The 20,658-nt window shown below is 66.5% G+C and carries 17 protein-coding genes and 1 riboswitch; of the genes, 3 read left to right on the plus strand and 14 right to left on the minus strand.

The window, feature by feature from the left end; translation table 11 throughout:
* Positions 1–258: 258 nt before the first annotated feature.
* A complete protein-coding gene (gene serB / locus G7007_RS11550; protein ID WP_181101866.1) occupies positions 259–1,482 on the minus strand; it encodes a phosphoserine phosphatase SerB in 1,224 nt (407 codons plus the stop codon).
* Positions 1,483–1,616: 134 nt separating this feature from the next.
* On the opposite strand from serB, the gene G7007_RS11555 reads away from it, so the two are divergent.
* Positions 1,617–3,122: an AhpA/YtjB family protein gene (locus G7007_RS11555; RefSeq protein ID WP_181101868.1), complete on the plus strand. Its 1,506-nt coding sequence runs from the start codon at positions 1,617–1,619 to the stop codon at positions 3,120–3,122.
* A gap of 520 nt (positions 3,123–3,642) precedes the next feature.
* Here the strand turns inward: G7007_RS11555 and G7007_RS11560 are convergent.
* The 9 genes from G7007_RS11560 to G7007_RS11600 form a co-directional block, all read right to left on the minus strand.
* Positions 3,643–4,353: a PqiC family protein gene (locus G7007_RS11560; RefSeq protein WP_181101870.1), complete on the minus strand. Its 711-nt coding sequence runs from the start codon at positions 4,351–4,353 to the stop codon at positions 3,643–3,645.
* Positions 4,354–4,527: 174 nt separating this feature from the next.
* Positions 4,528–6,777, minus strand: a complete 2,250-nt coding sequence (parC, locus tag G7007_RS11565) for a DNA topoisomerase IV subunit A (RefSeq protein WP_181101872.1) — start codon at positions 6,775–6,777, stop codon at positions 4,528–4,530.
* 10 nt (positions 6,778–6,787) lie between these two features.
* Positions 6,788–7,306 (minus strand): retropepsin-like aspartic protease family protein, encoded by a 519-nt coding sequence (locus G7007_RS11570; protein ID WP_181101874.1) that lies wholly within the window; start codon positions 7,304–7,306, stop codon positions 6,788–6,790.
* Positions 7,303–8,247: an esterase-like activity of phytase family protein gene (locus G7007_RS11575; protein ID WP_181101932.1), complete on the minus strand. Its 945-nt coding sequence runs from the start codon at positions 8,245–8,247 to the stop codon at positions 7,303–7,305. Before G7007_RS11575 ends, G7007_RS11570 begins: the two co-directional genes overlap by 4 nt.
* Before the next feature lie 47 nt (positions 8,248–8,294).
* Entirely contained in the window at positions 8,295–10,199 is a 1,905-nt protein-coding gene (gene parE, locus G7007_RS11580) for a DNA topoisomerase IV subunit B (protein WP_181101876.1), read from the minus strand.
* A gap of 35 nt (positions 10,200–10,234) precedes the next feature.
* Positions 10,235–10,843: a YqiA/YcfP family alpha/beta fold hydrolase gene (locus G7007_RS11585; RefSeq protein ID WP_181101878.1), complete on the minus strand. Its 609-nt coding sequence runs from the start codon at positions 10,841–10,843 to the stop codon at positions 10,235–10,237.
* A gap of 105 nt (positions 10,844–10,948) precedes the next feature.
* On the minus strand, positions 10,949–11,764 hold the full coding sequence (gene cpdA, locus G7007_RS11590) for a 3',5'-cyclic-AMP phosphodiesterase (RefSeq protein WP_181101880.1): 816 nt from the start codon (positions 11,762–11,764) through the stop codon (positions 10,949–10,951).
* 73 nt (positions 11,765–11,837) lie between these two features.
* Entirely contained in the window at positions 11,838–12,290 is a 453-nt protein-coding gene (locus G7007_RS11595; RefSeq protein ID WP_181101882.1) for a DUF1249 domain-containing protein, read from the minus strand.
* Positions 12,281–12,898: an NUDIX domain-containing protein gene (locus G7007_RS11600; protein WP_181101884.1), complete on the minus strand. Its 618-nt coding sequence runs from the start codon at positions 12,896–12,898 to the stop codon at positions 12,281–12,283. The genes G7007_RS11595 and G7007_RS11600 overlap by 10 nt, the downstream gene beginning before the upstream one ends.
* Positions 12,899–13,082: 184 nt before the next feature.
* On the opposite strand from G7007_RS11600, the gene G7007_RS11605 reads away from it, so the two are divergent.
* Positions 13,083–13,829, plus strand: a complete 747-nt coding sequence (locus tag G7007_RS11605; protein WP_181101885.1) for an RsiV family protein — start codon at positions 13,083–13,085, stop codon at positions 13,827–13,829.
* Here the strand turns inward: G7007_RS11605 and cytX are convergent.
* Positions 13,798–15,081, minus strand: coding sequence for a putative hydroxymethylpyrimidine transporter CytX (gene cytX / locus G7007_RS11610; RefSeq protein WP_181101887.1), 1,284 nt, complete (start codon positions 15,079–15,081; stop codon positions 13,798–13,800). The genes G7007_RS11605 and cytX overlap by 32 nt on opposite strands.
* A 101-nt stretch (positions 15,082–15,182) precedes the next feature.
* The gene (thiC, locus tag G7007_RS11615; RefSeq protein WP_181101889.1) at positions 15,183–17,069 is read right to left on the minus strand and encodes a phosphomethylpyrimidine synthase ThiC; all 1,887 of its coding nucleotides are present in this window, start codon (positions 17,067–17,069) and stop codon (positions 15,183–15,185) included.
* A gap of 157 nt (positions 17,070–17,226) precedes the next feature.
* Positions 17,227–17,333, minus strand: a riboswitch (TPP riboswitch).
* A gap of 157 nt (positions 17,334–17,490) precedes the next feature.
* Between thiC and G7007_RS11620 the strand changes: the two genes are divergently transcribed.
* Positions 17,491–18,927 (plus strand): TolC family outer membrane protein, encoded by a 1,437-nt coding sequence (locus G7007_RS11620; RefSeq protein ID WP_181101891.1) that lies wholly within the window; start codon positions 17,491–17,493, stop codon positions 18,925–18,927.
* Positions 18,928–19,335: 408 nt separating this feature from the next.
* Here the strand turns inward: G7007_RS11620 and G7007_RS11625 are convergent, their stop codons facing one another.
* Together G7007_RS11625 and G7007_RS11630 are read right to left on the minus strand one after the other, a co-directional pair.
* Positions 19,336–19,962, minus strand: a complete 627-nt coding sequence (locus G7007_RS11625) for a LysE family translocator (RefSeq protein ID WP_181101893.1) — start codon at positions 19,960–19,962, stop codon at positions 19,336–19,338.
* Positions 19,963–20,096: 134 nt separating this feature from the next.
* Positions 20,097–20,615 (minus strand): SMI1/KNR4 family protein, encoded by a 519-nt coding sequence (locus G7007_RS11630; protein WP_181101895.1) that lies wholly within the window; start codon positions 20,613–20,615, stop codon positions 20,097–20,099.
* Positions 20,616–20,658 lie beyond the last annotated feature (43 nt).

The raw sequence follows: 20,658 nt of genomic DNA on the forward strand, positions 1-20,658 counted from the left end.
AGGGCAGCTTCACCGCCCTCATCGCGGGCAAGCCCGCTCCCACAGGGCAAGAAATAGCGTCTTGGTCTCAAGGCAATAATTTACAGGTCTGTGGGCCCTGCGGGCCCAATCGCGGCCGGTCCAGCGCTCCGGCAGGGACCGCTCACCCGCCGCGGTGGGGCAGGCGGTCACGCTCCCTGTGGGAGCGGCCCCAGTGCCGCGATGGGCCGCGAAGCGGCCCCAAGTAGATCAGCAGGACAAGGCCAGTGCGCCCGGCGCCTAGCGCGCCTTGCCACCCGCCTCGCGGTCACGCAGGCCCAGCAGGTACAGCACACCGTCCAGCCCCAGGGTCGAGATGGCATGGCGCGCCGACTGGCGCACCAACGGCTTGGCGCGGAAGGCCACGCCCAGCCCAGCCAGGGCCAGCATCGGCAGGTCGTTGGCGCCGTCGCCGACCGCAATGGTCTGTTCCAGGCTGAACCCTTCCTTGTGCGCCAGCTCGGTCAGCAAGTCGGCCTTGCGCTGCGCATCGACGATCGGCTCCACGGCCACACCGGTCACTTTGCCGTCCACCACCTCCAGCTCGTTGGCGAACACGTAGTCGATGCCCAGGCGCGCCTGGACTTGCTTGGCAAAATACGAGAACCCGCCCGACAGGATGGCGGTCTTGTAGCCCAGGCGCTTGAGCTCGGCGAACAGGGTCTCGGCGCCTTCGGTCAGGCGCAGCGACGCGCCGATCTCGTCGAGCACGCCCACGTCCAGCCCCTTGAGCAGCGCCATGCGCTCCTTGAAGCTGGCGCGAAAATCCAGTTCGCCGCGCATGGCGCGCTCGGTGATGGCCGCGACCTGCTCGCCCACGCCGGCAGCCTTGGCCAGTTCGTCGATCACTTCGGCCTCGATCAGCGTCGAGTCCATGTCGAAGACCGCCAGGCGACGGTGGCGACGGAACAGGTCATCGTTCTGGAAGGCCAGGTCGATGTCCAGCGCCTCGGATAATCCCAGGAAATCGGCACGCAGCGCCTGTGCATCGTCCGGCGTACCGCGCACGGTGATCTCGATGCAGGCCTTGCTCTTGTCCACTGCCGCGTCCAGTGCCAAGCGCGACGACAGCCGCTCGATGCGCTCGATGGTCAGGTCGTGTCGGGAGATCGCCGCGCTCACCTGCTGCAACTGCTCGGGGCTGATCTTGCGGCTGAGCAGGGTCACGATGTGGCGCGCCTCGCGCTGCCCCTGCACCCACCGCTGATAGTCCGCTTCGGACACGGGGGTGTAGCGTGCCTGTAGGTTCAGCTCGTGAGTCTTGGACTGAACGGCCTGCAACAATGCCGATGCCGCTTCGTTGTCGGGAATGTCGACCAGGATGCCGAACGACAAAGTGCCGTGCATCACCGCCAGGCCGATGTCGAGGATGCTCACGCCGCCCTGGAGCAGGACGCCGGTGATGGCCGCGGTAAGACCGGGACGGTCCTCACCGGTGATGTTGATCAGGACGATTTCGCGCAAGACCAGGCTCCAAAATGATGAAAAAGGCGCATTCTACCGATTTTCCGTGACAATCGGGCATGGCGGACGCTTTGCCGACAAAACTCCGCTCGCTATACTGCGCACCACTTTTCCGCCATAAAGAGCCGAGCTCTGTGAACCGGCCCACGCCCGTCAAGCCAGACAACTTCTTCGTGATGCTCTTCCGTGCCCTGCGCCAGCGTCGTCTCCCGCTGGTGTTGCGGATAGCCTTCAACAACCTTTTCCTGGTGGCCTTGGCCCTGGTGATCTACGCCTGCGTCATGGGGCTGCAGTTCAAGCAGGCCATGCACGAACAGGCGGACGCGCTCGGCCAGAGCCTGATCACCCAGACGGCCACGTCGGCCACCGAACTGTTGGTGGCCAACGACATCCTCAGCCTCAACGTGCTGCTCGGCAACCTGGCGAAGAACCCGCTGGTGGCCCACGCCGCCATCTACAGCGTGGACAACCGGATCCTCGCCGAAGCCGGGCAACGGCCGCGCAACGGCCTGCTCGGCGAGGCCAAGGGTGTGTACCAGACGCGCATCACCTTCCAGGACGTGACCGCCGGGCAGCTGCGCATCAGCCTGGACATGGAGCGATTCCATCAGCCGATGCTGATCAGCCTGCAAAGCATGGGTGTGCTCGCGGCCATCCTGGCCGTGTTGTGTCTGGTGCTCAGCCTGCGTACCGGACGCTCGATCACCACGCCGTTGCTGCAATTGCGGGTCTGGCTGCGTGAACCGCACCCCTACACGCCAGCCACCGACCGCCAGGACGAGATTGGCGACATTGCGCGTCAGCTGCATGCACGCCTGGCCCCTCCGCCACCGCCTGAGCCGGACATCGACGAGCACGACGAGGTGTACGACGAAGCGCACGACGATGAGGCATTCGTCGAAACGCCATCGGCGACCAGCCCGGCGGCACGAGCTGTGCGTCCGGCGATCGCCCCGCTGACTGCCAGCGATGACGAACACGACGACGAGGCCTTCGCCGATCTGGTGGTCGATGAGCCTGCGCCCGCCAGCGCGCCGCAGCCTGCCGCGGCCGTCAAGACCGAACCGCAGACCAGCGCCGTGCTCGCCGTGCAACTGGGCTCCCAGGATCAGCTGCGACGCTTGCCACGCCCCCGCCTGAACGAGCTTCAGGAGCGCTACCGTGACTGCCTGGAGCAGGCGGCCTCGCTGTACGAAGGCACCATGTACACCTTGAACGATGGCAGCACCCTGCTGCTGTTCAACAGTGGTGACAGCGGCGAAGACTACCTGACCAACGCCATCTGCTGCGGCGAGCTGTTGCGCGCCTTGGGTCATGCCTTGCAGATCGAGGTGGCCGACAGCGGCATTACCCTACAGATGCAGTTGGGCCTGATGCTGGGCCAGGACCTGCACGGCCTGAGCCAGGTCGACCTGCTGCTGACCGAGAAGGCCCAGGGCGCCCTGGCGCTGTCGCAGCACAGCCGCAACCTGCTGCTGGTCGAGCGTAGCGTGGGTGAGGATGCCCTGGTCCGCCAGCGCGCGCGTATCCGCCCGATCGCAAGCCCCGAAGGCGCCAGCTGCGTCGAGCGGCTGATGGAGCCCTACCCGTCCATGCTCGAGCGCCAGTTGGCGCGGATGCATGAACGACGCGGGCAGTGAAGGCAAAGGTGGTCGAATGACCACCTTTTTTCGTTGAGCGCCGAGCCTTGTGGGAGCGGGCTTGCCCGCGATAGCGGTAGTCGATTCGACACATGGCCAACAGGATCAATGCTGGCCTGTCAGTCTTGAGGTGGATGAACTGGCCCCATCGCTGGCAAGCCAGCTCCCACAAAGGGCCAGGGCAGGCTTGAGAGAGGTGGTGAAGTGACTGGCCTCATCCCTGGCAAGCCAGCTCCCACAAAGGGCCAGGGCAGGCTTGAGAGGGGTGGTGAAGTGACTGGCCTCATCCCTGGCAAGCCAGCTCCCACAAAGGGCCAGGGCAGGCTTGAGAGGGGTGGTGAAGTGGCTGGCCCCATCGCTGGCAAGCCAGCTCCCACAAAGGGCCAGGGCAGGCTTGAGAGGGGTGGTGAAGTGGCTGGCCCCATCGCTGGCAAGCCAGCTCCCACAAAAGGCCAGGACAGGCTTGCGAGAGGTGGCGAGGCGGCTGGCCTCCCACCCTTGTGCTGGCAACCTGGCGCTCTCAGAACCGATAGACTTCCAGATCGGTACGGATCGGTGTAGCCATCGGGATCTTCGGCTTCTGGGCATCCTTGCGCACCTGGGTGGGCGCGGCCGGTTTCTTCGTCGATTCTTCAGCGATCGCCGGCTGATTGGCCAACGGCTTGACCGCCGTGCTCAACTGCTCGGCCAGCCTCTGCAACAGTTGCCCCTGTGCCTGCACCTGGGACGCTTCGCTGCCTTCGTGCGGCTGTTCGAGGTGGACGATGCGGTTGTCACGCACCTTGCCGCGCCGGTCGAGCAGGCGCCACTGTGCGTCCAGGACCGCCGGCTGGCCGACGCCCGAATCGAGCCGCGTGATCGACAGCAGCACCTGCACGTCCGGGCTGAACCCGGCGGTGGCCGGCGCCAACACCACGCGCTGGCTGTCCAGGCGCCAGGCCAGCTGGCGCACCAGCAATTGATCGATGTCCGACGACAAGCTGCCTGCCCAGCGTCCACCGGTCGCGCCGGTCAGGCTGCCGTCGGCCTGGCGCTGCAGCAGGGTCTCGCGTTGCAGGTAGTCGGCGACCGAGACCGGGCCGAGCACGACCGCCAGGCCTGCACGCTGGGACGGCTGACCAGGGTCCCCGCTGTCGAGCTGATACAGGGCCGTCGGCTGATGGGTGCTGCACCCGGCCAAGCCCAATACGCCAGCCATCAGCCATACAAATGGAAGACGCAGAACGTTCATTCATCCCATCCAGGCGGCCGCCGTGGCGGCAAACCGCAGTGATACGTGTCAAGTTCGGTAAGGGCACACGGCCACGCCGGCGCCAAGAGGCGCCTATCATCCGCGAAATGCCCGGGCAACTCCAGCCTTTCCGCCGGGACATCGCGTCGGCGATTGTCCCGGTTGGGCGTGGCGTCAGTCCACCGTCAGGGCGTCGACCCGCTGGAAACCGCGCGGCAGTTTGTTGCCTCGCCGCCCACGCTCGCCCTTGTAGTGATCGAGGTCCGCCCCCTTGAGCGACAGCGTGCGTTTGCCCGCGCTGAGCACCAGGGTCGCACCGTCGGCGAGCACCGCCAGGTCGGTCACGTACTCCTCGCGGTTGGCCACGCGCTCGCCCGGGATGCCGATGATCTTGTTGCCCTTGCCCTTGCCCAGCTGCGGCAGGTCGGCCACCTTGAACACCAGCAGACGCCCTTCGGTGGTCACCGCAGCGAGCCAGTCCTGCTCGCGGTTGGGTACCGGACGTGGACTGATCACCTTGGCCCCGGCCGGCAGGCTGAGCAGCCCTTTGCCGGCCTTGTTCTTGGTCTGCAGATCCTCACCCTTGACCACGAAGCCGTAACCCGCATCCGAAGCCACCACGTACAGCGCGTCGTCCTCCGGCAGCAGCAGGCATTCGAAGCTCGCCCCCGGCGGCGGCGTGAGGCGCCCGGTCAGCGGCTCACCCTGACCACGGGCCGAGGGCAGCGTATGTGCCGCCACCGAGTAGCTTCGCCCGGTCGAATCGATGAACACCGCCGACTGGTTCGAGCGCCCTGGCGCGGCAGCCTTGAAGCCATCCCCGGCCTTGTACGACAGGCCGGTGGCGTCGATGTCGTGGCCCTTGGCGCAACGCACCCAGCCCTTCTCCGAAAGCACCACGGTCACCGGCTCGGTCGGCATCAGCTCGTTTTCCGACAGGGCCTTGGCCTCGGCGCGCTCGACGATCGGCGAACGGCGGTCGTCGCCATAGGTCTGGGCATCCTTGATCAGCTCGCTGCGTACCAGCTTCTTGAGCTTGGCTTCGCTGCCCAGCAGCCCCTGGAGCTTGGCCTGCTCCTTGAGCAGTTCGTCCTGTTCACCACGGATCTTCATCTCTTCCAGGCGTGCCAGCTGGCGCAGGCGCGTCTCGAGAATGTAGTCGGCCTGGGTTTCGCTCAGGCCGAAACGGGCAATCAACGCCTGCTTGGGGTGGTCCTCGGTGCGGATGATGTGGATCACCTCATCCAGGTTGAGGAAGGCGGTGAGCAGGCCCTCGAGCAGGTGCAGACGCCGCTCGACCTTGTCCAGGCGGAACTGCAGGCGCCGGCGCACGGTGTTGACGCGGAACTGCAACCACTCCTGCAGCAGCGCACGCAGGTTCTTCAACTGCGGGCGACCGTCCAGGCCGATGATGTTGACGTTGACCCGGTAAGTGCTCTCCAGGTCGGTGGTAGCGAACAGGTGCTGCATCAGCTCCTGGGCATCGACCCGGTTGGAGCGCGGAATGATGACGATGCGGCACGGGTTCTCGTGGTCCGATTCGTCGCGCAGGTCGGCGACCATCGGCAGTTTCTTGGCCTGCATCTGCGCGGCGATCTGCTCGAGCACCTTGGCGCCGGACACCTGGTGCGGCAGCGCCGTGACGACGATGTCGCCCTCCTCCACCCGGTACACCGCACGCATGCGGATCGAGCCACGACCGCTCTCGTAGAGCTTGAGCATCTCGGCCCGTGGCGTGATGATCTCCGCCTCGGTCGGGTAGTCCGGCCCCTGGATGTGCTCGCACAGCTGCTCGACCGTCGCCTTCGGCTCGTCCAGCAGCCGTACGCAGGCGGCGGCCACTTCGCGCAGGTTGTGCGGCGGCACGTCGGTGGCCATGCCGACCGCGATGCCGGTGGTGCCATTGAGCAGGATGTTGGGCAGGCGCGCCGGCAGGACCGACGGCTCCTGCAGGGTGCCATCGAAGTTCGGGACCCAGTCCACGGTGCCTTGGCCGACTTCGTCGAGCAGCACTTCGGAGTAGCGCGACAGACGCGCCTCCGTGTAGCGCATGGCGGCGAACGATTTGGGATCGTCCGGTGCACCCCAGTTGCCCTGGCCGTCGACCAACGTGTAGCGGTAGCTGAAAGGCTGCGCCATCAGCACCATGGCTTCGTAGCAGGCCGAGTCGCCGTGCGGGTGGAACTTGCCGAGCACGTCGCCGACGGTGCGCGCGGACTTCTTGTGCTTGGCGTCGGCATCCAGGCCCAGCTCGCTCATGGCGTAGACGATGCGCCGTTGCACAGGCTTCAGGCCATCGCCGATGTGCGGCAGGGCGCGGTCCATGATCACGTACATGGAGTAGTTGAGGTAGGCCTGTTCAGTGAAGTCAGCCAGGGAGCGGCGCTCGACGCCGTCGAGACTGAGTTCCAGGGAGTCGCTCATGCGGGCCTCGTCATTTCAGGTTCTGGCGCAGCAGCAAGGTGCCGCTGCGCTGGGTGAATTCAAGTTGTTTCAGGGCGCTCATGCCGAGCAGGATCTGATCGCCATCCAGGCCCGGCACGACCATCGCACGCACGTCCTGCAGGCGGATGTCGCCCAGCTGCAGGCTGTTCAGGCGGGTGCGATAGCCTTCGGTGCGCCCGTTGGCGGTGCTGACCAGCACTGGCGCGCCGCGCTCGAGGTCGAGCTGCCGGGCCACGCGCTCGGGGATCGCCACGTCGGTGGCGCCGGTGTCGAGCATGAAGTGCACGGGCTGCTCATTGATCGCGCCGTCGACGACGAAGTGGCCCTGATGGTTGCCCACCAGACGCACCTCGACGAAGCCAGGCCCGTGGGCCGACCGCACCTCGGTGTTGGGGTTGTGCTGGCGCTGTTCCCAGGCACCGAAGAACCGGGTGGCCAGGAACAGCGCCGCCGCCCAGGCCAGGATCATCAGCACCTTGCCCGCGCGCTTGCCGGGTGGGGTGCTCACGGCGCGACGCTCCAGCCGCCCTTGGGCGCGGCGAAGCGCCAGACGATGGGCCGGGTTTCCCCGTCGGCACGCCGGGCATTGTTGTTGTCCAGGCCGACCCAGGCCCCTTGACGGTCGATCACCAGCGCCTCGGCCAGCCCGTAGGGCTCGTCATAGCGACGGCCTTCGGCCAGCCCGCCCTCGGCGAACGACCAGCAGCGTTCCACCTCGCCGCTTGCAGGTGTGCGGCGGCAGATACGGTAGGCGTTGCGCTCGAGGGTGAACAGCTTGCCCTCGAACCAGGCCAGGTCGGAGAAATCCCGCGTGATGGGGCGCGTCCGGCCCGTCTGGACCGGCGGAGGCGCCTTGCCCGCTTCGCTGAACAGCACGCAGCCCTCCACGCAGGTCCATACCGCCTGCTGCCGGTGCAACGCCACCAGCCCGCGCCGCTCACGCTCGGCCGCCAGCCACAGACGGTCGCCCGCCGGGTTCACCGCCAGCCCCTCGAACAAGGCGTTGAAGTGCAGCAGCATCCCGCTGGCCCGCGCCTGACGCACCATGGCCGGATCGATCTTGAGCCACTCGACCTCACCGGTCGGCGGTACCCGCAGGACGCTGGCCTGGGCCTCGCTGACCACATAGGCAGTGCCCTGCTGGTCGCAGCTGATGCCCTCGAAGTCCAGGGCACCCCCGCGCAGGTAGGCGGCCGCCCAGGTGCTCGACTGCAAGCCCCAGGGCAAGCCGCTGTCCGGCGCCGATGGCGCCTGGAACGTGCGCGCCTCGGCCTGCCAGGTGTCGACCTGCGTATCGAGCCGGTAGATCTGGTCGTCGTCGCGGTCCGACACGGCCCACAGCCGACCCTGGCACAGCGCCAGGCCTGACAGGTTGCCGCCGCGCATGCCCTCGACGGGGTGCTCGGCGACGAAGTCCAGCTCGGGCCACACCTGCGCCTGCACGGGCATCGCCATCGACGCCAGGCAGGCCAGGCCCAGGATCAGGAGGCCACGGGTCACACCAGGACCTCGGCCAGGTTGCCCTTGGTCTCCAGCCAGCTCTTGCGGTCGCCCGCACGCTTCTTGGCCAGCAGCATGTCCATGATCTCGCGCGTGCCTTGCAGGTCGTCCAGGGTCAGTTGCACGAGGCGCCGGGTGTTCGGGTCCATGGTGGTCTCGCGCAGCTGCGGCGGGTTCATCTCGCCCAACCCCTTGAAGCGGGTCACCTGAGGTTTACCACGCTTCTTCTCGGCCACCAGCCGGTCGAGGAGGCCGTCGCGCTCGGCCTCGTCCAGGGCGTAGTAGATCTCCTTGCCCAGGTCGATGCGGTACAGCGGTGGCATGGCCACGTAGACATGACCGGCCTCGACCAGAGGGCGGAAATGCTGAACGAACAGCGCGCACAGCAACGTGGCGATGTGCAGGCCGTCGGAGTCGGCGTCGGCGAGGATGCAGACCTTGCCATAGCGCAGCTGGGTCAGGTCGGTAGCGCCCGGGTCGACCCCGATGGCCACGGCGATGTTGTGCACCTCCTGGCTGGCCAGCACCTCGCCCCCGTCGACTTCCCAGGTGTTGAGGATCTTGCCGCGCAACGGCAGGATGGCCTGGAACTCCTTGTCACGGGCCTGCTTGGCCGAGCCACCGGCCGAGTCGCCCTCGACCAGGAACAGCTCGGCGCGCATCGGGTCCTGCCCGGCGCAGTCGGCCAGCTTGCCCGGCAGTGCCGGGCCCTGGGTCACGCGCTTGCGCTCGACCTTCTTGCTGGCCTTGAGCCGTCGCCCAGCGTTGCTGATGGCCAGCTCGGCCAATTGCAGGCCCAGTTCGGGGTGGGCGTTGAGCCACAGGCTGAACGCGTCCTTGACCACGCCGGAGACGAACGCGGCCGCTTCGCGCGACGACAGGCGTTCCTTGGTCTGGCCGGAGAACTGCGCGTCCTGCATCTTCATCGAGAGCACGAAGGCGATGCGTTCCCACACGTCTTCGGGCGCCAGCTTGACGCCCCGTGGCAGCAGGTTGCGGAATTCGCAGAACTCGCGCATGGCATCGAGCAGGCCCTGGCGCAGGCCGTTCACATGGGTGCCGCCCTGGGCGGTGGGGATCAGGTTGACGTAGCTTTCCTGCAGGCTGTCGCCGCCCTCGGGCAACCACAGCAAGGCCCAGTCCACGGCCTCCTTGTTGCCGGCCAGGCTGCCGCAGAACGGCTCGTCGGGCAGGCGCTGGAGCTCGCTGACCGCATCGACCAGGTAGGAGCGCAGGCCGTCCTCGTAATGCCACTCGACCTTCTCGCCGGTGCCCTTGTCCTCGAAGCTGATCGAAAGCCCGGGGCACAGCACCGCCTTGGCCTTGAGCACGTGCTTGAGGCGGCTCACCGAGAACTTGGGCGAGTCGAAGTACTTGGGATCCGGCGCGAAATACACGCTGGTGCCGGTGTTGCGCTTGCCGACCGTGCCGACCACCTGCAGCTCGCTGGCCTTGAAGCCGTCGGCGAAGCTCATCTGGTATTCGTTGCCATCGCGCTTCACGCGGACCCGGACCTGGCTGGACAAGGCGTTGACCACCGAGATGCCGACCCCGTGCAGGCCGCCGGAGAACTGGTAGTTCTTGTTGGAGAACTTGCCGCCGGCGTGCAGCTTGGTGAGGATCAGCTCGACCCCGGACACCCCTTCTTCGGGGTGGATGTCCACGGGCATGCCGCGGCCGTCGTCGGACACTTCCAGGGAATGGTCGGCGTGCAGGATCACCTGGATCGCGCGGGCGTGCCCGGCCAGGGCTTCGTCGACGCTGTTGTCGATGACTTCCTGGGCCAGGTGGTTGGGCCGACTGGTATCGGTGTACATGCCCGGTCGCTTGCGGACCGGATCGAGGCCGGAGAGGACCTCGATGGCGTCTGCGTTGTAGGCGCTAGCGCTGGGATTGGCCATGGATTCTCGTCGTCAGTCTGGTGAATGCAAAAAAATCAGGAACTCGACACATCGAGCGCCGTGTCGCGCTCCGGTTCAATGCCCGCGAAGGCCAGGACCTGGTCCAGGCGCTGGGCGAAGCCTTGGAAGCCGTGGTCGCCGCCGACCTCGATGCGCAGGTCGCAGGCCTGGTAGTAGCGTTGCGCCTGGCGGTAGTCGAGGGTTTCGTCGCCGGTCTGCAGCCAGACCTGGATGCGCTCGCCGGCAGACGGCGCAGGCACTTCCAGCTCGGCCAGGGCCTGCACATGGTCCAGGGTCAGTTCCCAGGTCTCGTCGGTATAGAGGTTGCGTTGGGTACCGAGGTAGCCGTCGAACAACCGATGCGGCGCGACCGCCGGGTTGATCAGCAGGGCCTTGAGGCCATGGCGCTCGGCCAGATGGGTGGCATAGTAGCCGCCCAGCGAACTGCCCACCAGCAGTGGCTGACCGAGGGCGACGATGGCTGCCTCGAGCTGGGCGATGGCCTGGCGCGGATGATGGTGCAGGGCCGGGATGCGCAACCGCTCGGCCAGCCCGAGCGGGTCCATCGCCATCTCGAGCTGGCGTGCCTTGCGCGACAGCGGCGAGCTGTTGAAACCATGGATGTAGAGGATCGAAGCCGACATGCTGCTCCTGGGGTCTGCGGCGACAGGCCCGTCGAGACGGGCGCGGGGACGCGCAGTGTAGCCTGTTCACCCAGGTTGGCGTAGCGTGAGGGTGTTACATCATGCTCAATAGCCGGGGCCGTCGAGGTCCAGCGTCACCCGGAAGTCCCGCGCACGCTCGACGCCGGTGTCCAACCGCCCATCCGGGTACAAGTGCAACCAGCGGTAACCAGGGTGTTCCTCGTTCACCACGAAGTCCTCGCTGGCCGGCGCGAACTGGATGCAGGTGGACGGCGAGGCCAGCAGCCGCAGGCCGTTCACTGTCCGGTCGCAGGCCTGATGCACGTGCCCCCAGAGCAGCGCCTTCACCTGGGCCCGTCCCTGCAGGCAGGCGAACAGCGCTTCGGCATTGCGCAGACCGATGGGGGCCATCCAGGCACAGCCGATGTCCACCGGCTGATGGTGCAGGCAGACCAGGCAATGCCGCTGCCCTGCGTCCTCCAGAGCCTGTTCCAGCACCGCCAGCTGCGTGTCGTCGAGCCAGCCATGGGTCGCGCCCGGTACCGTGGACACCAGGGTGACGATGCGCCAGCCGCCCACATCGGTCACCGCCTGCAGGCGGTCGCTGCCCTCGGTCACGGCCGCCATGGTCTCGAGGCGGTCGTGGTTGCCAGGCAGCCAGCGTGTCCGGGCGGCCAGGGTGGCGGTGGCCTCCTCGAACGCCTGGTAGGACGCCGCGCTGCCATCCTGGGACAGGTCGCCGGTGCAAAGCAGCACGTCGAGCTCGGGGTGTTCGCGCCGCACCTGCTCGGCCACATGGCGCAAGCTGTCCCGGGTATTGACCCCCAGCAAGGTCTTGTCCGGGCTGGCGAACAGGTGCGGGTCGGTCAACTGCACCACGCGCACGGGCGCGCTGTGTTGTGAAGCATCGGATGGCGACACGGGACCGTCTCCTCACGGCGGGCAGCGAACGAATGATGACAGGTGGCGGGCGCAGGAGGCGCACCCTGCAGGCTCAGCGTACCGCTTCGAGCTCGTGGCCGCAGGCCAGGCAGTGGCTCAACCATTCGCCCAGGAACAGGTTGAGCTGGGCCTTTTCATCGGGTTGATGCATGGCATCGTTGGGGTAAGGGTAGATGCTGCGCAGGCGTCGTGCATGTTCGGCACTGATGACTTCGGCCATCTGCGCGTCGTGGTAGACCTGCACCTCGAGCTGCGGCACCGGCAGCCAGGGCAGGCTGTGCTCCTGGCGCACCCGCAGCGTGGTGGTGTAGGGGCAGGCGAGCACCACGTCGAGCACCAGCACGCCGAGCATCTGGTCGCCCTGGGTCATGCCGATGCGCCGCGAGCCCACACCCTCGCGCATGGTCGGCAGCAGCTGCATCAGCCGCGCATAGTTGGCCTCGCAGGCGGCCTGCAGGCCGACCAGATCGACGCGGTAGCGTTCGCGCAGCGGGCTCACGACCACAGCCCCCTGACTTCGTCACGGTTGAGCGCCAGCCACTGGATCGCGATGATGCTGGCAGCGTTGGCAATGCGCCCGTCACGCACGGCCTGCAGGGCGTCCTCGAACGACCAGACCTTGACGCGGATGTCCTCGCCCTCTGCTTCCAGCCCATGCAGGCCGCCGGCGCCTTCGCTGTCGCAGCGCCCCAGGAACAGGTGCACGAACTCGTCGCTGCCGCCTGGAGACGGGAAATAGCGCGTCATCGGCCACAGCGCGGAGAACGTCAGACCGGCTTCTTCCTCGGCTTCTCGGTGGGCGACTTCCTCGGGCTGCTCGTCCTTGTCGATCAAACCGGCGACCAGCTCGATCAACCAAGGGTTCTGCGTCTTGTCCAGGGCGCCGACGCGAAACTGCTCGATCAGCACCACTTCGTCGCGCTGCGGATCGTAGGGCAGCACGCACACGGCGTCATGGCGCACGAACAGCTCGCGGCTGATTTCGCGACCCAGGCCGCCGGCGAACAGCTCGTGGCGCAGGTGCACCTTGTCCAGCCGATAGAAACCCTGGTAGCACGTGTCCCGCTTGACGATCTCGACCGTCCGGGGCATCGAATTCAACGATTCTGACATGTATGACCTCGTTTACCTCAGTTACCGCATCGCGCCATCCTACTCTGCGCCTCGACGGGTTTCATCCCTTTCCGCCAATCGCGGCGGCGCACGACAGCCAGGTGACGCTCTGTTAGCTTAGTGCCGAACCGAAGGCCGTGCCGACGGTCGAAGGCCGATCTACCTTTGTCTTGCAAGGATCCACATGACGCTGGTCAAACTGACTTCCGTAGCCGTGCTGGCCCTGGCGCTGGGCGCTTGCCAGAGCCTGTTCGAACCCAACTACCGGGCCCCGCTGGAGACCAAGCGCGAGGCGTGGGAGCACGTCAAGCCGGGGTGCAACGAGCGTGATTGCCCGCTGGTGAACATCGATGTGGTGCACTTCCCGACGCTGCCCACGCTCGACGCCATCGTCGAGCGTCGCCTGCTGGCGCTGACCGAAGACAACCAGAACGGCACCGCGCCCACCTCGCTCCAGGCCTACGAAGCGGCCTACCTGGCCAGCGCCGAGAAGCGCAACAGCAGCTACCTGCAGGCCAAGGTACGCGAGCAGCATGACGGGCTGGTGATCATCGAGCTGTCCAGCTACCTGGACAGCGGCGGCGCCCACGGCATGCCGGGACGTGGCTTCATCAACTACTCGCGCAAGCTGGACAAGGTCCTGACCCTGCAGGACATGCTGGTGCCGGGCCAGGAAGCGACGTTCTGGAAGACCGCCGAGGAGTCCCACCGTGCCTGGCTGATCAGCACCGGCATGGACAAGGACCCGGAGTTCGTCAAGACCTGGCCCTTCCGCCAGACCCCGCACATCGCCCTGACCTACGGCGCGGTGATCCTCAAGTACGAAGTCTATGCCATCGCGCCCTACGCCATGGGCCACATCGAACTGAAGATCCCCTACCCGCGCCTGAACGGCGTGCTCAAGCCGGAGCTGTTCCCCGGCCGCGGCTGAGACGCGCCAGCCCATGCAGCGCCCCTGCCACCACCACGGCGGGCAGGGTCGCGCCCACGTCCGGCGCCAGCTGGGCCAGCAGGTGATAGACCGCCACCCCGGCGATCCAGGCCACCAGCGCCGTGCCGTGCAGGTCGCCGACCACCGCCGGCAGCCGTCGGCGCCGAACCAGGAAGTGATCGGTCAGCACCACGCCGAACAACGGGGCGAACACCGAGCCGATCAACAGCAGGAAGTGCTCGTACTGCGCCAGCGGTGCCAGGCAGGCGATCAAGATGCACAGCGCGCCGATGGCCAGCACCAGGTGCTCGACCTTCAGGCCCAGCAGCAGGCCGCTGGACACCGCTGCCGAGTGGATGTCGGCGAAGGCGTTTTCCGACTCGTCGAGCAGGATCAACAGCAGCGGGATGCCCAGGCCAGCCCCGGCCAGCGCCAGCAGCAGCGCATTGGCCTCGCCCGCCGTGGCGAACGCCAGGGTATAGGCCACGCCCAGGCTCATCAGCCAGCCGTTGCCGAGCAGGTAGCCCAGCGCCGTGCCGGCGAAGACCCGGCCGGCCTGCTGGCCGAAGCGCGAATAGTCGGCGATCAGGGGCAGCCACGACAGCGGCATGGCGATGGCGATGTCGATGCCTACGGCCAGGGGCATCGAGCCATCGCCGGCACGTGCCCAGATCGCGGCCAGGTCGGCGCGGGCGAACAGGTTCCAGGTCAGCCACAGGCAGGCGCCCAGCAGCAGCCAGATGCCCCAGGTACGCAGGATCTTGCGCACGAAGGCCAGCGGGCCGCAGACGGCCAGCAGCGTGGCCAGCGCGCCGAAGCACAGCGTCCAGAGCACGGGGCTGCTCCAGAGGCTGGCCTCGCCAAAGGCGCGCGTGCCCAGCAGGCTTGCCGCATCACGCATGACGATGAGTTCGAACGCGCCCCAGCCGATCAGCTGCAACACGTTCAACAGCGCAGGCAGCCGAACGCCATGGCGCCCCAGGCTCAGGCGCAGCGAAGCCATCGCCGACAGGCCGGTGTCGGTGCCGACCACACCGGCGGCCGCCAGCAGCAGCACCCCGACGGCGGTGCCGACGACGATCGCCAGCAAGGCGCCGGCCAGGCCCAGGCCCGGCGCCAGCAGCGCACCGACCTGCAGCACCATCAGGCCGGTGCCGAGGGAAAACCACAGGGCGAACAGGTCGCGGGCGCCGAACGGGCGGCGGTCCAAGGGAACGGGACGATCAGGGGAAAACGGACTGGGCGTGATCACGGTACAGGCTCGCTTCGAGGGATGAGCACGGGCCCGTCGAGGACCCGCGATGGAGCGTGGCGCGCCCGCCCTGGAAGAGCGACGGGCGCGCGCGGCGGCGGTCAGACCTTCTGGTACAGCTGGCTACCGGTCTGGCGGAAGCGCTCGGCCTGCTCGCGCAGGCCTTCCTCGACCGCCACGTCGACCGTCTCGATCCGCTGGTTGGCCGCGTACTCGCGCACCTCCTGGGTGATCTTCATCGAACAGAACTTCGGCCCGCACATCGAGCAGAAGTGCGCGACCTTGGCCGACTCCTTGGGCAGCGTCTCGTCGTGGAAGGCGCGCGCGGTGTCCGGGTCCAGGCCGAGGTTGAACTGGTCTTCCCAGCGGAACTCGAAACGCGCCTTGGACAGGGCGTTGTCGCGGATCTGTGCACCCGGATGCCCCTTGGCCAGGTCGGCGGCATGGGCGGCGATCTTGTAGGTGATGATGCCGGTCTTGACGTCGTCCTTGTTCGGCAGGCCCAGGTGCTCCTTGGGCGTGACGTAGCAGAGCATGGCGCAGCCGAACCAGCCGATCATCGCCGCGCCGATGCCGGAGGTGATGTGGTCGTAGCCTGGCGCGATGTCGGTGGTCAGCGGGCCCAGGGTATAGAACGGCGCCTCGTCGCAGCATTCGAGCTGCTTGTCCATGTTCTCCTTGATCAGTTGCATCGGCACGTGGCCGGGGCCTTCGATCATGCACTGTACGTCATGCTTCCAGGCGATCTTGGTCAGCTCGCCGAGGGTTTCCAGTTCGCCGAACTGGGCCTCGTCGTTGGCGTCGGCGATCGAGCCGGGACGCAGGCCATCGCCCAGCGAGAAGCTGACGTCGTAGGCCTTCATGATCTCGCAGATGTCCTCGAAGTGGGTGTAGAGGAAGTTCTCCTGGTGATGGGCCAGGCACCACTTGGCCATGATCGAGCCACCGCGGCTGACGATGCCAGTGACCCGCTTGGCGGTCAGTGGCACGTAGCGCAGCAGCACGCCGGCGTGGATGGTGAAGTAGTCCACGCCCTGCTCGGCCTGCTCGATCAGCGTGTCGCGGAACAGCTCCCAGGTCAGGTCCTCGGCCACGCCATTGACCTTTTCCAGGGCCTGATAGATCGGCACGGTGCCGATCGGTACCGGCGAGTTGCGGATGATCCACTCGCGGGTCTCGTGGATGTGCTTGCCGGTGGACAGGTCCATCACCGTGTCCGAGCCCCAGCGGATGCCCCAGGTGAGCTTGGCCACCTCTTCCTCGATGGACGAACCCAGAGCGCTGTTGCCGATGTTGCCGTTGATCTTCACCAGGAAATTGCGGCCGATGATCATCGGCTCCAGCTCGGTGTGATTGATGTTGGCCGGGATGATCGCCCGCCCACGGGCGATCTCCTCGCGCACGAACTCGGCAGTGATGGCCTTGGGAATGCTGGCGCCGAAGCTGTGCCCGGCGTGCTGCTGCGTGAGCAGCCCGGCGGCGTGGGCCTCCTGCAGCTTCATGTTCTCGCGCAGGGCGACGTATTCCATCTCGGCGGTGATGATGCCCTGGCGGGCGTAGTGCATCTGGCTGACGTTGGCGCCGGCCTTGGCGCGACGTGGATGGCGCACGTGGGCGAAGCGCAGCCGGGTCAGGTCCTCGTCCGCCAGGCGCTGCTGGCCGAAGTCGGAACTCAGCCCCGCCAGGCGCTCGGTGTCGCCCCGCGCATCGATCCACCCGGAGCGCACATCGGCCAGGCCACGGCGCACGTCGATGGTCACCTCGGGGTCGGTGTAGGGGCCGGAGGTGTCGTAGACCAGCACCGGTGCATTGGCCTCGCCGCCGAAGTCGGTCGGCGTGTCGTCCAGGCTGATCTCGCGCATGGGCACGCGGATGTCCGGGCGCGAGCCCTGGACGTAGACCTTGCGCGAACGGGTGAAGGGCTGCACGGACTGCTGGTCGACGCGCGCCGATTCGCTGAGGTTGATCGTTTTTTCTTGTCTGCTCATCAAAGGCTCCCGGACATGTTCCTGGCGGATGGATGTCGGGGGAAGAACCTGAGCGGACGCGGACGCACCCATAGTGGGCGCTGTGCCGATACGTGACGTGCCGAGGCTCGAACGAGCCATGGAGACATCCCGGACCTGGCACAAGAGATTCGCCGGGATGGCGAGAAATCTTGTTCCCTACGCAGGCGCTAACCTGATCAGGTTCAACGGGATCCGGAACTCTCCGATCTCAGCCTCCGATTCGAGGCACCCCGACAAGAACACGCGCAGTCTAGACTGCACGGGCCGACAACGCCAGGCGCACGCCATGGGGAATGATCGACGGCGCGCATGGTCGATTGTTGCCCAGGGCGCGCCCCACTACACTGGCGCTCACGCCGGACCGCCCGCCCAGAAACCGTCACCGTTCAAGGACTGCCCTATGCTGCGCAAACTTTCACTGGCCATTGCCGTGTCCTGTGCATCCCCTGCAATGGCCTGGGCAGCACCGGCGTCCATGACGGTGAAGACCGACCTGGTCAGCGTGTACCAGGAGGCGGTGCTCAACAACGCCGACCTGGCCGCTGCGCGGGCCGACTATGGCGCGCGGCGCGAGGTGGTGCCCCAGGCCCGTGCCGGACTGCTGCCCATCCTCTCCGGCGGCGCCGAGGTGCTGAGCACCCGGACCAAGGTGGACCAGCCGGCCTATATCGCCAACCGCAGCGGCAACACCTGGAGCGCGACCCTGTCGCAGCCGATCTTCCGCGCCGACCGCTGGTTCCAGTTGCAGGCCGCCGAAGCGGTCAACGAGCAGGCGGCGCTGGAGCTGTCGGCCACCGAGCAGAACCTGATCCTGCAAACCGCCGAACGCTACTTCGCCGTGCTGCGTGCCCAGGACAACCTGGCCTCGACCAAGGCCGAGGAAGCGGCCTTCAAGCGCCAGCTGGACCAGTCCAACGGCCGTTTCGACGTCGGCCTGACGGACAAGACCGACGTGCTGCAGGCCCAGGCCAGCTACGACACGGCGCGGGCCAACCGGATCCTGGCCGAGCGCCAGGTGCAGGACGCCTTCCAGGCCTTGGTGACCCTGACCAACCGCGATTACCTGGCGTTGCAGGGGGTAGTGCACAGCCTGCCGGTGAGCGTGCCGACCCCCAACGATGCGCAGGTCTGGGTCGATACGGCCGCCCGGCAGAACCTGACCCTGCTGGCCACCAACCACGCCGTGGACGCCGCTGAAGAGACCGTACGCCAGCGCAAGGCCGGGCATGCCCCGACCGTGGACGCCGTGGCGCGCTACCAGAAGGGTGACAACGACAACCTGGGCTTCAGCAACCCCTCGCCCCTGCCCGGCGTGACCTACGGCGGCGACGTCGAACAGACCAGCATCGGGCTGCAAGTGAACATCCCGATCTACAGCGGCGGCCTGACCAGCTCCCAGGTGCGCGAGGCCTACCAGCGTCTGGTGCAGGCCGAGCAGCAGCGCGAAGGCCAGCGCCGTCAGGTGGTGGAGAACACCCGCAACCTGCACCGCGCGGTCAATACCGACGTCGAGCAGGTCAAGGCGCGCAAGCAGTCGATCATCTCCAACCAGAGCGCCGTGGAAGCGACCGAAATCGGTTATCAGGTGGGCACCCGCAACATCGTCGACGTGCTCGACGCCCAGCGCCAGCTCTACGCCTCGGTACGCGACTACAACAACAGCCGCTACGACTACATCCTCGACAACCTGCGCCTGAAGCAGGCGGCAGGCACCTTGAGCCCACGGGACCTGCAAGAGCTGAGCGGTTTCCTCAAGCCCGACTACAACCCCGACCGCGATTTCCTGCCCCCGGACCTGGCCGCCGCAGCGGCCGAGAACTTCAAGCGCAAGCCGTGAGGGGGTGCGACAGCGCTGGCTGACTTTGTGGGCCCTGCGGGCCATGCCTTTCAACATCTTTGCCTAACACGGTGTGGACCACATTGTTGATCTGGCAGAGCGATTCGCCCCCTGTGTGGGAGCGGGCTTGCCCGCGATGCAGGCGGTGATGGACCTGACGCTATCGCGGGCAAGCCCGCTCCCACAGGAGGGCTGCGCGTCTCTGTATCCTGCCGATGAATGGGTGCAATGCATGACCTTGTCTTGGGGCTTTTCCAAAGACGTTGAAAGGCCCACCTCTGGCTCGAAAGAACTACACAGCACTTCCCAGGAAGCTGCAACAGCCTGCTCCACCATGGTATGCCTACAAGACAAGCTGGTCTGCCGGCGATGCAGGCGCCAAGGTGGCCGACCCCAGCGCCACCCGCCTCACGGCCTGCGCAGCATGTCCACGGCAAACCCACCCAGCACCCCACCACTGACCCAACGCTGCGCCCGCAAGGCGCGAGGACGACCGCGCAGGAACCGGCTGACACGCGCCGCCGCCACCACGATCAGGCCATTGACCGTCACCGCGATAGCGATCTGCACCAGCCCCAACTGCAGAAACTGCTGCAAGGTAGCGCCCGCCGCAGGGTCGACGAACTGCGGAATCAGCGCCGAGTACATGAGCGCGATCTTGGGGTTGAGCAGGTTGGTCAGCAGCCCCATGGCAAACAGCCGGCGTGGCGAATGGGGCGGCAGGGCACGGGTCTCGAAAGGCGACACGCCACCGGGCTTGAGCAGGGTCCAGGCCAAGTACCCCAGATAGAGCGCACCCGCGACCCTGACCACGTCATAGGCCATCGGCACGGCCTTGAACAAGGCAGCCAGGCCCAGGGCCGAGGCCAGCAAGTAGACGACGAAACCCAGGGCGACACCGGCCAGGGAGATCATCCCGGCGATACGGCCCTGGGACAGGGTGCGTGAGACAAGGTAGGCCATGTTCGGACCGGGGGTGAGGACCATGCCCAGGGCGATGAGCGACAGGCCGATGAGGTCTTCGAAGGCGATCATGGGCATTCCTTTTGAACAGTGGGCGCTTCAGTGCAGGCCTATCCAGCATAGGTCGATGTCGGGGTCATGCCAGTGCAGCCTGTGAAACTGCCTTCTTTGTTCCACGTTGGCAGGTGCGGTGAGCACGACGCCTTTCACACGTCCTCGATGAATTCGACGTCTGCACCAAGCGCGTTCAGAACAAGCTTGTAAAACGCGTCTACATCGTCAGCGACCTTGTACAGAGGCCCTGACTCTTCCTGCTCGGCTATATCGAAATCATTGGGGTCATCAAACGCATGCAAATGCGTTCTGTCCCAGTAATAGACGCCGCGTACCTGGAGGTCGGCGATCCAGACGAAGGGATTGCCACCGCCATCCTCGCCGATCGCAAAGGCGCCTTCGACGAAGTCCAACTCATCGATGAATTCCTTGTTGAATCTGATCAGATCGTTGCAGTTTTCGGCCGCACGCACGCCGAACAGCCGGTCGAAGCTTATTTCACCTGCCTCCACGGCACTCAACCGCAGTTGCACATGATCCGGCGCAGCGATAGAGAAGCCATTCATGCGCATCAACAGGCGCCTGTACGGCTCAGGCAACATCACTTCACAGGTGGACTCGATCGCATTCACCTCAGAGCAGGTCAGGCCGGGTCTGTAGACGATGGGCATAAGCACTTTCCGTTTGACGCGCCTTCACGGCGCAGGTGGCAGG

The organism is Pseudomonas entomophila (assembly GCF_013523125.1).
GTDB classification, from domain to species: domain Bacteria; phylum Pseudomonadota; class Gammaproteobacteria; order Pseudomonadales; family Pseudomonadaceae; genus Aquipseudomonas; species Aquipseudomonas entomophila_B.